The organism is Paraburkholderia sp. RL17-383-BIF-A (assembly GCF_046028015.1).
Lineage (GTDB): Bacteria > Pseudomonadota > Gammaproteobacteria > Burkholderiales > Burkholderiaceae > Paraburkholderia.
In genome coordinates this window covers 56,218-70,849 of record NZ_JARESR010000039.1, presented here as the reverse complement: position 1 = coordinate 70,849, position 14,632 = coordinate 56,218, and the positions used below count along the sequence as shown (strand labels likewise).

General features: G+C 64.0%; 7 protein-coding genes. 5 read left to right on the top strand and 2 right to left on the bottom strand.

Annotated elements, in window-relative coordinates; genetic code table 11:
• The coding region (locus P0D71_RS31295) for an adhesin (protein ID WP_408483441.1) at positions 1-1,851 on the bottom strand (1,851 nt) is incomplete at its 3' end.
• Positions 1,852-2,121: 270 nt separating this feature from the next.
• Complete coding sequence (locus P0D71_RS31290) at positions 2,122-3,360, bottom strand: zinc-binding metallopeptidase family protein (RefSeq protein WP_408483440.1); 1,239 nt, start codon at positions 3,358-3,360, stop codon at positions 2,122-2,124.
• Positions 3,361-3,684: 324 nt separating this feature from the next.
• Between P0D71_RS31290 and P0D71_RS31285 the strand changes: the two genes are divergently transcribed.
• The 5 genes from P0D71_RS31285 to P0D71_RS31265 all read left to right on the top strand — a co-directional run bounded on the left by P0D71_RS31285 (position 3,685) and on the right by P0D71_RS31265 (position 14,601).
• Positions 3,685-7,158, top strand: a complete 3,474-nt coding sequence (locus P0D71_RS31285; RefSeq protein ID WP_408483439.1) for a transglutaminase family protein — start codon at positions 3,685-3,687, stop codon at positions 7,156-7,158.
• A gap of 29 nt (positions 7,159-7,187) precedes the next feature.
• Entirely contained in the window at positions 7,188-9,824 is a 2,637-nt protein-coding gene (locus P0D71_RS31280) for a circularly permuted type 2 ATP-grasp protein (protein WP_408483438.1), read from the top strand.
• Entirely contained in the window at positions 9,821-10,711 is an 891-nt protein-coding gene (locus P0D71_RS31275) for a transglutaminase family protein (protein WP_408300061.1), read from the top strand. Before P0D71_RS31280 ends, P0D71_RS31275 begins: the two co-directional genes overlap by 4 nt.
• A 371-nt stretch (positions 10,712-11,082) precedes the next feature.
• Positions 11,083-13,182, top strand: a complete 2,100-nt coding sequence (locus P0D71_RS31270) for a fimbria/pilus outer membrane usher protein (RefSeq protein WP_408483437.1) — start codon at positions 11,083-11,085, stop codon at positions 13,180-13,182.
• Positions 13,183-13,647: 465 nt separating this feature from the next.
• Positions 13,648-14,601, top strand: coding sequence for a lysophospholipid acyltransferase family protein (locus P0D71_RS31265; protein ID WP_408483436.1), 954 nt, complete (start codon positions 13,648-13,650; stop codon positions 14,599-14,601).
• The last annotated feature ends 31 nt before the right edge of the window (positions 14,602-14,632 follow it).

The window sequence follows — 14,632 nt, the reverse complement described above, 5'->3', positions numbered from 1 at the left end:
GAGACTGTTGAGCACCGCCAACACGGCCTCGCCGAACGCCTCGGGACGTCCCGCGAAGATACGCTCGACGGCTTTCCCGTCGATCAGGCGCCGACGCAGCGCCTCGCGCTCATCGTGCTGCTCGGCGAGCCGCGCGGCGGCGCGCACGTACTCGTCGGTCGAGTGAGCGGTCAGCCACGACGGCAAGCCGGCGCGCCCGAACAGGCCGCTGTCGATATGCTCGAATACTTCGCGCCCGCACAGATTGACACCGGGCAGGCCCATGGTCAACGAATCGACGATGCCGTTGGTGTTGCCGAACGGGAACGGGCTCACGAACATGTCCATCGTGTTGAGGACTTTCAGATACGTCGGGTAGTCGAGCGAGCCGTACACGTCCACGCTCGATTGCGGCAGCGTCGCGTGAATCGACTTTCTGACGTACGCCAGATCGATGCTTTCGCTCCAGCATGTCATGAAATGGAATTTGACCGGCACACGAGCGGTGTGAACGATCGCCTTGCAGGTCTCGAGAAAGTGCGGATTGATCTTCATCGCACTGGCCGTCACCCCGATGTTGACGATGTCGCCTCGCGCCGGAATTGACGGCACAATTTCGGTGAGCAGTTTCGACGGCACGTACGGTTGGCCATCCTTCGGCAAACGGATTATTTTTTCGCTGAAGCACGCCGGGTCGCCGACGAAATCTTCTTCGACGCTCACGTAGTCCATATGCGCCGCGTGCATCGTCGCCGGATGACCGAGACCCGCGATCTGCAGTGGCGCGACGCGCAGGTTCGACAGAAAGATCGTGTGCGAGAACATGCCGACACTCGGCATATAAAGCACATCCGGTTGCTCGCGCGTGGCGAATGCCTGGATCTGGCGGATGCAATCGCCGATGTATTCCGGATGCTCGAATTCGACGAAACGATCGAAAATCGCGCGCCCTGTTTCGTCCACATGCTGCGCCTCGCCGAACGCGACAACTTCGAAATGCTCGCGCGCGGCGAGCATTGTGCGTGAATGCGTGCGGTAGATCGAGTGGCCGCCCGTGAACCATTCGAGAACCACCAGCATCACCGGCTTGCGGTTCTTATCGTGTCGTTTGGCCGGCGTGCGTGGGACGTTGGCTTCATGGTCGAGCAGGCCGAGCGTCGCCAGTTTCTTGCGAACCAGCTTGTTGATGCTGCGCTTGATTGCGTGCCGATCGGGCGAGGTGGAATAGCTGCAATGCATGTAAGCGCCGCACACGGCGGCGGTCGGCAAGTCGTCGAGGTCTTCGATACTGTCCAGCGCGCCCGGCAACCAGTCGAGCAGCCGCTCGCGTTTTTCCTGCGCGGCGGGCGAGATATGCACGGCCGCGCTGACGATCGAAATGCCGAGGCTGGTCGCGAGCACCGGGTCGCATCGATGAAGATCCGCGAAATCGATATCGTATTGCGAGCCCGACGTGTAGAGCACCAGTTGCTTGCGGATCAATACGTCGCGCGCGGCGTTGTTGTCGTTGTTGTCGTGCGCGGCATCGAGCAGCGTGCGGACGATGTGATCGGTCGATCCATACGACGACACGGCGAAGATCATGTTGATCCATGGCCGCCCCCAAAACAGGATGTTCATTTTCTCCGCGGCGAGCGTGTACTCGGGCGCCGAAAACAGCGCGGTGAATCCGTCGGCGATGCGCTGCAAGGTGCGCTGCGACGCTTCGTCGCCGGGCGAGTTCGGGCTGCTACGGGCAAAGCGTTCGCCGCCGAGCGTGCCGCGCTTTTCGCAGAGCGTTTTGAGCAGCGCGCAGAACTCCTCGTGCGCGGCATCGTAGTCACGGGACTGGATCTGGGATTCGAATCGATCGAGGGAGAATTCTGTGCTCATGGTGACGGTCGAGAGTGAACGGCATGCGATGTTCCGCATGCGCGTCGTGTTCAATGACAGGAAGGCGGGCGACGGGGCGTGAGACCCACTGCGGATTGCGACGCGTGATGGGACGCGCGCCGCGCCGAGTGCGGGCGGTGTCCACTGACTGCGTGTGTCGCCAACGGAATCCGATTGTCAAAGAATTCGACCGGGATGCATCTAGGAAGAGTCTTATTTTGAGAAAGGCATTTGACGAGGCCTTTGAGCCGATGCGGTGCGAGAGCGCGCCTAGCGCCGCCGCGTGGCCCGCTTTGCCGGGGTTGTTTGGACGGCGGCGGGCTCCGGCTGCAACGGTGACTCGGATGCCACGGGTTCCAACTGCGGCGGCGGGGCCTCCACCGGTTGTGCCGGCGCTTGCGAAGCTACGGCCTGCCCCGGCGGCGTTGCCGCTTCGCGCGGCACGGATTTGTCGCCGGCCGCCCCGATCACGCGATGCACGAAGCGCAGCTTCTCCACCACCGGCGCGGCGAGCGTGAACGGATAACCGTCCGGCATGCCAAGACTCCGGTTCAGGCTGTTCAGTGCATAGGTGAGCGGAAACCAGCGCTTCATCAGATTCTCGAAGCTGGCGTCTTCCACCGGCGTGCGATCGGTCAGCGTCGGCTCGCTCGGATCGTCGGGCAGCAGCGCAACGCCGTACGAGGTCGACGTATCCAGCACGTCGACGATCAGCATGTAATGCGCCCACGTCTCGGCCCAATCTTCCCAAGGATGCATCGTGGCATACGCGCTAATAAACGACGCCTGCCAGTCGGCCGGCGCGCCGTCCCGATAGTAGGCGTTCAACGCCTCGCCATAGTCGATGCTTTCGTCGCCGAACAGTTTGCGGAACGGTTCGAGCCAGCGCGGGTTGTTCTCGACGAGCTGGCTGAAGTAGTAGTGCCCGGTCTCGTGCCGGAAGTGGCCGAGCAAGGTCCGGTACGGCTCGCCCATCGCGGTGCGGACTTTCTCGCGGTAGGCGTCGTCGGCTTCGGCGATGTTCAGCGTGATCAGGCCGTTATCATGGCCGGTCATGACGCGCGAACCGTCGCCGCCGTCTTCGAGGAATTCGAAGGCGAGGCCATGTTCCGGGTCGGCCTGGCGCGACTTCACGTCGAGACCGAGTTCGGCCAGTGTGTACAGCAGGCGACGTTTGGCCATTTCCAGCCGATACCAGTAGAGCCGATTGTCCGGCGCGCTCAGATTCGGAATCGTCAAGGTCAACTGGCAGGCGCGGCACAGCACGTCCGGCGAGTCGGCGGGGATCATCCAGTTACAGACGTTTTCGACGGCGTAGTTGTGGCATTGGCGGAACAGCGCACCGTCGGCGCCCGGATGCAGGCTGCGCCAGCGTCCTTCGCCGGCGTCTTCGAACGCGCTGATTTCCGCCAGTTCAGGTACATAGCCGAGCAATGACTCGCAACGTTCGCAACGCACGTTTTCATAGAACACGAGGTGCGAGCAGTGATTGCAGTGGAAGGTTTTCATCGGTCGAGCCTGGGAGGTGGAGGGCGGGCATGAGCGAACAGCTGCCGCAATCTTCATGCCGCATTTGCCAGACGTCACTGGTTTAACGCACATTACGTGCATGATCGTGCATGAGCGTTGCGCCGCTTTGGTGCGCGACCTTGGAGATGGCAGGAGAAAGGGTGCTCGGTTCGATCGACCGGACGGTCGGCCAGGCGCGGCAAAGTTCATCGCAGGCGGTGATCCGGGCAGTACGGGCAATTCAGGCGGTTTTTCGCACTTGTTCAATAAACGGCATGAAGCTTGCTTTTTGGCGGGCTGCCATCCTTCGTCCAGGAGTCCGGTGTGTCCATACGCGTCGCGTTGCATCATGTCACACATTACCGCTACGACAGGCTGGTTTCACTGTCGCCCCAGGTCGTGCGTCTCAGGCCTGCGCCGCATTGCCGGACCCCGATCCTGTCGTATTCGATGCGGGTCGAGCCGGCCGAACATTTCATCAACTGGCAGCAGGACGCGTTCGCCAACTATCAGGCGCGGCTGGTGTTCCCCGAGAAGACGCGCGAATTCAAGGTGACGGTCGATCTGATCGCCGAAATGGCGGTCTACAACCCGTTCGACTTCTTTCTGGAGCCCTCGGCCGAGCAATTTCCGTTCGAATACTCACCCGGCCTCGCGCTGGAACTCGCGCCGTACCTCGTCAAGCGGCCGATGACGCCGCGCTTCGCCGAATTCGTCAAGAGTATCGACCGCACGCCGGCCGCCACCGCCGACTTTCTCGTCGGCCTGAATCAGCGGCTGCAACGCGAGATTCGCTACCTGATCCGGATGGAGCCGGGCGTGCAGACGCCCGAGGAAACGCTCGTGAGCGCGGCGGGATCGTGCCGCGATTCCGGCTGGCTGCTGGTCGAGACCTTGCGGCAACTGGGGCTGGCGGCGCGCTTCGTGTCCGGCTACCTGCTGCAACTCGCGCCCGACGTCAAATCCATCGACGGCCCCAGCGGCACCGAGGTCGATTTCACCGACCTGCACGCGTGGTGCGAGGTGTATCTGCCGGGTGCGGGCTGGATCGGCCTCGATCCGACCTCCGGGCTGCTGGCGGGCGAAGGGCATATCCCCGTCGCCTGCACGCCCGAGCCGGGCAGCGCGGCGCCGATCTCCGGCGCCGTGGACGAATCCGAGGTCGAGTTCGAACACACCATGTCGATCGAACGGGTGCTGGAGACGCCGCGCGTCACCAAGCCGTTCAGCGAGGCCGTGTGGGCCGACGTGCTGAAAATGGGCGCCCACGTGGACCAGCAACTCGCCGGCATGGACGTGCGTCTGACCATGGGCGGCGAGCCGACCTTCGTCTCGGTACGCGATCGCGACGCCGCCGAATGGAACACGGACGCGCTCGGCCCGACCAAGCGCGGCTACGCGGTCGCGCTGATGGAAAAGCTGCGCGCGCGCTATGGCGCGAACGGCTTCCTGCATATCGGCCAGGGCAAGTGGTATCCGGGCGAGCAATTGCCGCGCTGGGCCATGTCGCTGTACTGGCGCGCCGACGGCGAGCCGTGCTGGCACAACCCCGCGCTGTTCGCGGACGAGCGCGAGCCCGGCACCTACACGGCTGCCGACGCGCAACGCTTCCTCGCGCATCTGGCGACGAAGCTCGCGCTCGACGCGGACTGCATCCAGCCCGGCTTTGAGGACGTCTGGTACTACTTGTGGCGCGAGCGCCGTCTGCCGGTCAACGTCGATCCACTCGACGCGCGGCTGGACGACGAACTGGAGCGCGTGCGTCTGCGCCGCGTATTCGACGCGGGGCTGGGCGGCGCGACCGGTTACGTGCTGCCGCTCGCGCGCGAACGCGAGGTGCCGCACGAGGCGCCGAAGTGGGTCAGCGGCCGCTGGTTCTTCCGCGACGAGCGCATGTTCCTGATTCCGGGCGATTCGCCAATGGGCTATCGGCTGCCGCTCGATTCGCTGCCGTGGGTGTCGAAGACCGACTACCCGTATCAGCACGCGCACGATCCGTTCGCGCCGCCGGTGCCGTTGCGTTCGGCCGCGCAATTGCGCATGCAATACGACGGCGAGCAACGCGGCATGAGTCCAGCCGATGCGCGTCGCGCGGCGGCGTTGTCGTCTTCGGCGGCGGAGCTGCTGAGCGGCATGCCGGGCGGCGGTGTGCTGGCCTATGCGCGTCAGCCCGGCGATGAGGCGGTGCCGGCGCGCGGGCAGTCGTCGAAGGAAACGATCCGGACGGCGATTTGCGTCGAAGCGCGCGACCCGAAGCGGGCAGCCGGTCCAAAAGCCGAAACGGAAGCGTTCGGCAGCGGGCGGACGCTGCTGCATGTGTTCATGCCGCCGCTCACCGAACTCGACGACTATCTCGACCTGCTCGCCGCCGTCGAAGCGACGGCCGCCGAGTTGCGCATGCAGGTGGTGCTCGAAGGTTATCCGCCGCCGCGTGACGCGCGCCTGAAAGTGCTGCAGGTCACGCCGGACCCCGGCGTGATCGAGGTGAACATTCATCCCGCGGCGAACTGGGAGCAACTGGTCGACCACACGGAGTATCTGTATCAGTCCGCGGCGGAGAGCTATCTCAGCAGCGAGAAGTTCATGACCGACGGCCGCCATACCGGAACCGGCGGCGGCAATCACTTCGTGCTCGGCGGCGCGACGCCCGCGGATAGTCCGTTCCTGCGCCGCCCCGACCTGCTGGCGAGCCTGATCGCTTACTGGCACAACCATCCATCGCTGTCGTATCTGTTTTCCGGGCTGTTCATCGGACCGACCAGCCAGGCGCCGCGGGTCGACGAAGCGCGCAACGATCAGGTCTACGAGCTCGAAGTGGCGTTTCGCGAATTGCAGCGGCAGATCGACATGCTCGGCGGCCGCGAAAGCGCGAGCCTGCCGCCGTGGATGATCGACCGGTCGCTGCGCAACATCCTGATCGACGTGACGGGCAACACGCACCGCGCCGAGTTCTGCATCGACAAGCTCTATTCGCCGGACGGCCCGACCGGCCGTCTCGGCCTGCTCGAATTGCGCGGCTTCGAAATGCCGCCGCACGCGCGCATGAGTCTGGTGCAGCAACTGCTGCTGCGCGCGCTGGTGGCGCGCTTCTGGCACACGCCGTACACGCAGCGGCTCACCCGTTGGGGCACGGAGTTGCACGACCGCTTCCTGCTCGGCACCTTCGTGAAGATGGATTTCGACGACGTGCTCGGCGAACTGAACCGCGCGGGCTACGCCTTCGACAGCAGCTGGTTCGCGCCGCACTTCGAATTCCGCTTCCCGCTGGTCGGCGAAACGACGGTGAACGGCGTCTCGCTGACGATTCGCAACGCGCTCGAACCGTGGCATGTGATGGGCGAGGAGGGCTCGGCGGGCGGCACGGTGCGTTACGTGGATTCTTCGGTGGAGCGGCTCGAAGTGCGTGCGTTCGGCCTGAACGACAACCGCCATGTGCTGACCGTCAACGGCGTGCCGGTGCCGTTGCAGCCGACTGGCCGCGTCAGCGAATATGTGGCCGGCGTGCGCTTTCGCGCGTGGTCGCAGCCGTCGGCGCTGCATCCGACCATCGGCGTGGACGCGCCGCTCACTTTCGATCTGGTCGATACATGGAGTGGCCGCTCGGTGGGCGGATGCCAGTATCATGTCGCTCATCCGGGCGGGCGCAATTACCAGACCTTCCCGATCAACGCCTATGAGGCGGAAAGCCGGCGGCGCGCGCGCTTCTTCGCGACGGGACACACGCCGGGGCCGCTCACGGTCGATGCACCTCAGCGCAGTCTGGAGTTTCCTTTCACACTGGATCTGCGCTACTGGTAAAACCAGCACACACTTAAAACGACACGACCTTGGCCTTTCAATCGACTTTTCCCTTCGAAACGTCCGCGGCGCGCGCGGACGCTTCGTCCCTGCTGCGCCTGCTGCCGGCCCACGAGGGACACTGGGACGAGTTGCGCGACGCCTCGGGCGCGTTGCGCGAACCGTGGCGGCAGTTCTTCGAGCGGCTCGGCGAAGTCGGCATCGCGCGGCTCGACGACGATCTCGCCTCGGTCGCGCAGCAGATCCGCGACAACGACATCAGCTACAACGTCTACGCGGATAACGGCGAGCCGCGGCCGTGGGCGCTCGACCTGCTGCCGTTCCTGATCAGCGAGGACGAGTGGGCGCATATCGAGCGCGGCGTGACGCAGCGCGCGCATCTGCTCAACGCGATCGTCGCCGATATTTATGGGCCGCAAACCCTGCTCGAACGCGGGCAATTGCCGCCCGCGCTGGTGTTCGGTCATCCCGGCTATCTGCGCTCGGTGAAGGGCTTCACGCCGCCGGGCGGCCAGTATCTGCAGGTGGTCGCGGTGGATCTGGCGCGCACGCCCAACGGCGACTGGACCGTGATGGCGCATCGCACCGAGGCGCCGTCCGGGCTCGGTTACGCGCTGGAAAACCGCCTGATCATGTCGACGCTGTTCGCCGATCCGTTTCGCGCCTTGCGTGTAAGCCGGCTCGCGCCGACCTACTCGCAACTGATCGCGACCCTCGTGCAGGCGGCCCAGGCCACCATGCCGGACGACGGCGAAGGCGTCGACCGTTCGCCGCATATCGCCTTCCTCACGCCGGGGCCGTTTAGCGAAACCTACTTCGAACACGTCTTTCTGGCGCGCTATCTCGGCGTGACGCTGGTCGAAGGCAAAGACCTGACGGTGCGCGACGACAAGCTCTATCTGAAGACCCTCGCCGGTCTCGAACGCGTGCACGTGGTGCTGCGGCGTCTGGACGACGCGTTCTGCGACCCGGTCGAGCTGCGCGCCGATTCGAGTATCGGCGTGCCCGGTTTGCTGCAAGTGATGCGCGCGGGCAACGTGATCGTCTCGAACGTGCCGGGCTCGGGCTTTGTCGAATCGCCGGCCTTGCACGGTTTTCTGCCCGGCATTGCCGAAGTGCTGCTCGGCGAAGACCTCGTTCTGCCGAGCGTGCCGACATGGTGGTGCGGCGAAAAGGCGGCGCGCAATCATGCCTTCGCGCGCCTCGACGAGGCGTTCATCGTGCCGACGTGGCCGGTCACCGGGCGCGATGCGCCGCCGGGCGTGGAGCAGGGCAGGCAGCGCCTGTCGGCGTGGCGCGAGCGTATCGAGGCCATGCCGGACACCTACACGATCCAGCAGGCGCAACGTTTTTCCTGCACGCCGCGTTACGAAGACGGCACCATTGGCCGCCGTCCGTCGGTGCTGCGCGTCTATGCGATTGCGGACGTCAACGGCGGCTGGCATGTAATGCCGGGCGGTTTCACCCGCCTCGCCGCCGAACGCCAGACCACGGTGTCCATGCAGTATGGCGGCAGCAGCGTCGATACGTGGGTGCTGTCGAGCCAGCCGACTTCGACCTTCACGTTGCTGCCTTCGCCGATGCAGCCCGCCGACCTCGCGCGCAAACACCGCACCGTGTCGAGCCGCGCGGCGGAAAACCTGTTCTGGGCCGGGCGGTACGGCGAGCGCGCCGAAAACAACGTGCGGCTGCTGCGCCTGATTCTCGGCTCGCTGGAAGGCAACGACGCCGACGCGATGTTTCCGACCCTGGTCGAACTCGCCATGCATTGCGGGCTCGTGCAATCCGGCGACATGTTCTCGCCGCATTCGCCGCAAGCTTTCGAGCGCGCTCTCGTTGCCAATCTGAGCGAGAGCACCGGCGCCGCGAGCATCGGCCAGAACCTGAACTGCCAGGCGCGCTCGAACGGGGAAGTGCGCGGGCGTCTGTCGAACGATCACTGGCGCACGATTCTCGCGGCGCGCAACGACTTCCGCGACGCGTTGCAGACACTGATGCCCGCTCCGGGTTACAGCGGCGGGGGATCGCAAGGCAACGGCAATGGCAACGGCCGTGGCGAGCGCTACGAACGTTACGATCGCGTCACGCTGATGAACGCGCTCGAACGCCTGTCGGTGCAGTTGTCGGCGATCAGCGGCGCACAGGGCGACCGCATGACACGCGACGAAGCGTGGCGTCTCCTGTTCGTGGGCCGTCACATCGAGCGCGTGTCGGCGATGACGTCGTTCCTGCGCGTAGTCGCCGACAAAGGTCAACTCTCCACGCCCGCCGGCTTCGACCTGCTGCTGCAGTTGTTCGACAGCACGCTCACGTATCGCTCGCTCTATCCTGGCCGCTTCGAGGTGCCGGCGCTGCTCGACCTGCTGGTCATCGAGCCGACCAATCCGCGCGGCATCTACGGCGTGTACGAGCGTCTGCGCAAGAAGCTCGACGAGATCGCGGTGGCGGCGGGCAGCACGCGGCATCGTCCGTTCGCGGAATTGATGGCGCCCGCCGCTTCGTTGCCTTCGCTCGAATCGCTGTGTACCGTCGACGAAGACGGCGCCTATGCCAATCTGATTGCGGTATGCGATCAGATCGGCGCTTATGCCGGTGCGGCGGCCCATGAAATCAGCGCGCGCTATTTCAGTCACGCCAGCACCGTCGCTTCGCAGGTGTGGTCATGAAGAACGCGCCGACCGTGCTGTCCGTTTCGCATCGCACGACTTATCGCTATTCCACGTATGTGGAGACCGCGCAGCATCTCGCGACAATCCGGCCGATCGCCTGCGCGTGGCAGCGCGTGGTGTCGCACAGCGAAACGATCGAACCCGAGCCGTCGTATCTGAATAGCCGGATCGACGCATTCGGCAACGACGTCCTGTATTTCGCGCTGGATGCGCCGCACGAGCGCTTGCAACTGGTCAGCGAAACCACGGTGGCGCTCACGCCGCGCTGGACCGACCTCGATCCCGAGGCGACACCCGAATGGGACGACGTGTCCGACGCGTTGCGGTTTCGCGTCGGCGGCCAGTTCCGGCCCGAGGTGGAATTCTGTTTCGCGTCGCCGAACATCGTGCCGCGGCCGTCGCTGCGCGCCTATGCATTGCCGAGCTTTCCGCCCGGCATGCCGATTGCCGCGGGCGCGATCGATCTGATGCACCGCATTCACGAAGACTTCGCCTACAAACCTTCCGCGACGATGTTCGATACCCCCGCTGAACGCGCCTTCGAACTGAAGAGCGGCGTGTGCCAGGACTTCGCGCAGGTGATGATCGGCTGCTTGCGCTCGCTGGGTTTGCCGGCGCGCTACGTGAGCGGCTATTTGCGCAACGATCCGCCGCCTGGGCAGCCGCGTTTGATCGGCGCGGACGCTTCCCATGCGTGGGTGTCGGTGCATTGCCCCGGCAGCGGCTGGATCGATCTCGATCCGACCAACGACGTGCTCGCCGATGTGGATCACGTGACGCTTGCGATCGGCCGCGATTACAGCGACGTGTCCTTGCTGCGCGGGATGATTCTCGGCGGCGGCGCGCATCGGGTGGAAGTGGGTGTGACGGTTCTCGCGCTTTAGGCGCGGGCCGCATGCGGCGGGCCATTTCCAGCGGCTATTCCAGATAGCTTTTTTCTAGCGATCGACAACGTTCCCCAACTTGCATCGCGACGCATTCGTGTCGCGACTTCGCCGCTCGCTTCTGAGCGGCGCTGATCCCACCTCGACACACGCCTTCGCGCGGTAGATATCCATTCCTTCCGTCGCCGGTATCGCCCGTAATTCCTACGACATCTTTGGGAAAGTTCCGACTTTTTCTCAGTGAAATCGTATAGCTGACGAGATCGTCAACGCGGATACTTTCACACGTTGCCGCGTGCCTACCGCCGCGCGCAGAACAAACGTTGATAGTTGAAATGGCGGCAAAAAGACATTCCGAATTCACCCGAGGATTGAGCAGACGAGCGCGGCGGCGCACGCATGCGCTGATGTTCGGTGCGCTAGGCGCCTGTGTGTCGGCGCCGGGGCATGCGCAGACCATCACCGGCGCCGGTGCGCAGTTCAACGATCAGCGTGACGATGGCGCGAATGCTTCCGCTATGGAGTCGGGACAGGCGGCGCCCGGGAGTGAATCGCTCGTAACCGCGCATGCGGAAAGTCCGTCGGCGGCGCTTGGTTACGCGTTCAATACGTTTCGCACCTCGGGGCAAGGGGCGGCGGATACACAGCGTTACTTTGGCTTTAACGCAGGCGTCAATATCGGCAGTTGGCAAGTGCGCGAGCGGGGTGCGGTCCAGTCCATGACGGGGCGAGGCACGTCATATCAGAACATCGCGACTTATGTGCAGCGAGACATTCCGTCGTTGAAAACCCGGCTCGCGCTTGGCGACCAGTTCACGGACGGCGCTGTGTTCGACAGCATCGGCGTGCGTGGCGTAAAGGTGGAGAGCGTCGATAGCGCGGTGCCCGAGGTCGTGTCCGGCTATGCGCCGATGGTGCGCGGCGTGGCAATGTCGAATGCGCTGGTCACTGTGACGCAGAACGGCAACCGCTTATACGAAACCACGGTTGCGCCGGGGCCGTTTGAAATCAACGACGTCGCGGCAACCGGTTATGGCGGCAATCTGCTTGTCACCGTGACGGAAGCCGACGGCAGTCAGCACAGTTTCACCGTGCCATACCCTTCGGCCGTGCCGCTTTTGCGTCGGGACTCGACGCGATTCAGCGTCGCCGGTGGTGTGGCGCGTGACCCGCAGATCAAGCGCCACGACGCGATGCTGCAGGGCACGATCCAGCACGGCTTCAGCGGTTCGGTAACGGGCTACGGCGGGGCGGTTGCCGCGGACGGTTATCTGTCCGGCTTGATCGGTGCGGCGATCCGCACGCCGATCGGCGCGCTGTCGGCCGACATCTCGGCGGCTCAGGCCGACGCGCCGCAATCGCAAAGCACGCGTGGTGCAAGCCTGCGCATCGGCTATAGCAAGTTCATCGAGCCGACGAATACGAACGTTTCGATCGCCGCGTATGGCTACTCATCAGGCGGCTTCCTCTCGCTGCGCGACGCGCTGCTTACACGCGAGGTGGCGTCGGCGGGTTCCGGCGTAAACGGCGTCGGACATCGGCGCAGCCAGATGCAGATTGCGCTGAACCAGCGCCTCGGCGGCGCTGGCGGTACGCTTTATGTGGTCGGCTCGACGTCGGACTACTGGAACCATTCGGGATCCGAAACGGAATTTCAGATTGGCTACTCCGGCGCCGTGCGCGTGGCCAATGCGAATCTGAATTACACCGTATCGGCTTCGCGGCAGCGCACCGGCTTGACCGGACCCATGAGCAACCAGTTGTTCGCCACCGTCTCCGTGCCGCTTGGCAAGGCGGAGCATGCTCCGCCGCTGTCGGCGGGCTTGATGCATGACAGTCGCACCAACTGGTCCGAGCAGGCAATCCTTGCGGGTTCCGCGGGTGCTGCGGATGAACTGAAGTACGGCATGTACGGGACGCATTCGGAGCGCTCGAGCATCGGTGGAGGCAATGTCCAGTACCGCAGTCCCTATGCGACTTTCGGAGCAAGCGCGAGTGGCGGTTCCGGCTATTCGCAGGTGGCGGCGAACATTCGGGGCTCGGTGTTTGCTCGCAGAGAAGGCATCACGATCACCGAAGCACCAGAAGACAAAGCCGACACCCTCCAACCGAAGGGCGGCCTGGATGCCGGCGCGTCGGCGAACCCGGACCTGAGCGCGGGCAGTCCCGGCCATGCGGCCGTGCCGCACCTGCTGCCCGGCAGCGCGGATCCGATTGAAGTCGGTCCTCAGAGCGCTCGGCCCGACAGCAAGGTTGAGCCAACCAGCCTGGAGCCAGCGCCGCCGTTGAATGCGGTAGTCGTGACGCGCCAGTCTGCGAGCGACAACATTGCTTCGAATGTCGCAACGGTTGACCAGACAGAAGGGGCGGAACGGCTGATGTTGTTCATGAATGCAGTGCCCATGAAGGTGTATGCACGCAATGCGGTTGTCTCATGGTCGGATGTCGAGCGTGGGAGCGGGCATCACTAGTTTCACCCGGGGACGCGCCAACAGGAATGACCGGTAGCTGAAGAATTGAAGGATTGGCCGAGCTTCGCAAGAGGCAAAGCCATGTTTTGCAGGGCGTAGTTAGAAGTAGACGTAGAAGGTGTAGTTATCCTAATTTTAAATTTTTTATCTCAAGGCAAGAAAATGCAAAAGATCGATCGTAACGCACTGGCTCAATCGGAAATCGCCGGCGGCTGCTGCAAGTGCTGCTGTGCTCCGGCAAGCTCGGCGTCGAAGTCCGCAGCACCGACCGCGGCGCCGGCAGCAGCTCCGGCAGCCAAGCCGGTCGCGCGCAGCTAAGCAGCGTCGCAATGACGGTGTAAGGACGGGCTGATTGCCCGCTCACCGTCTCGCGAAGCCCGGTCGTTCGAGATCGGGCTTCGCGTCCGGACAACGAATCATGGCGTTCCCGTGGAACGGCTGTATCACCGTGACGAAGGAACGAGCATGCGGTTATTCATAGCGTTGCGTGGGTTGCCTGCCGCTTTCAGGCGCGGCGCGAGACAGAGCCGCGACCGCCTACAAGGCGCTTGCCTGTCGCGCATTCCTTTGCGCGCGATCGAGCCGCTTGCAATGACCGCCTGGTATGTGCGCAGTCGCTTCAATGCGAGGCTCCGCTGGAGCGGTATCGAGCGGCGGGAAGTCGGGCGCGACGTATTGAAGCTCGACCATCTCGACAATCGCCGGGTGCTGCCGGGCAGGATGCTCGAGAAACTGATCGATCAACGGCTTCATTTTGGCCGCCAGCGCAATCGCGCGGAAGCGTGGCCGGATTTGCAGCGTGCCGCGACCGTGCTGGCGCAGATCATCAGGAAGGTGAAGGCCGCGACGCCTGATCGGCCAGTCATCGTTTCGCCATTTCACTACGTCTCGCAATACGCCAATATCTACTTGGTCGACGAACTGCGCAAACAGCTCGGACTTGCGTCGATCGGCGTCGTATCGGGCGTGCCGCAGAATATCTACGGAAGCGATGAGGCGATGATTCCGCACATCGACATCCTCCACACCTATAGCGAAACGAATCGCAGCGGATTGGGTTTGCGCGCGGCGCGCTCGCTCAAACGCAACGGTGTCGTCGTGCTGTTTTCGGATGCGCCGCCGTTCACGCTGAGCGGGTATCCCATGGAGACCGTCGGCGTTTCCATTTTCGGCCGTCCGGCGCGGATTCATAACGGCGTATTTCGCATGGGCGCGCCGCTCGACGCGCTGCTGCTGCCGTTCTATCTGCGCTTTGAGCATGGGCGTTTTGGCGTTTTCGTATTCGATCCGCTCGAACTGGCGCAACGCGACGCGCCTCAACGTCTCGCCGATTGCATCGAGCAGGCGTTAAGAGACAACTATGCACGTGCGTTGGCCGCCGGACATCCTTCAATGTACGCATTCGCGCCAGTCAGATAACACACGCAGTCACCGCTAGAAAAAACAGCTC

Coding starts and splice junctions, on each gene's coding strand:
- P0D71_RS31275 (WP_408300061.1), top strand. CDS start 9,821: ATGAAGAACGCGCCGACCGTGCTGTCCGTTTCGCATCGCACGACTTAT.
- P0D71_RS31265 (WP_408483436.1), top strand. CDS start 13,648: ATGCGGTTATTCATAGCGTTGCGTGGGTTGCCTGCCGCTTTCAGGCGC.
- P0D71_RS31290 (WP_408483440.1), bottom strand. CDS start 3,360: ATGAAAACCTTCCACTGCAATCACTGCTCGCACCTCGTGTTCTATGAA.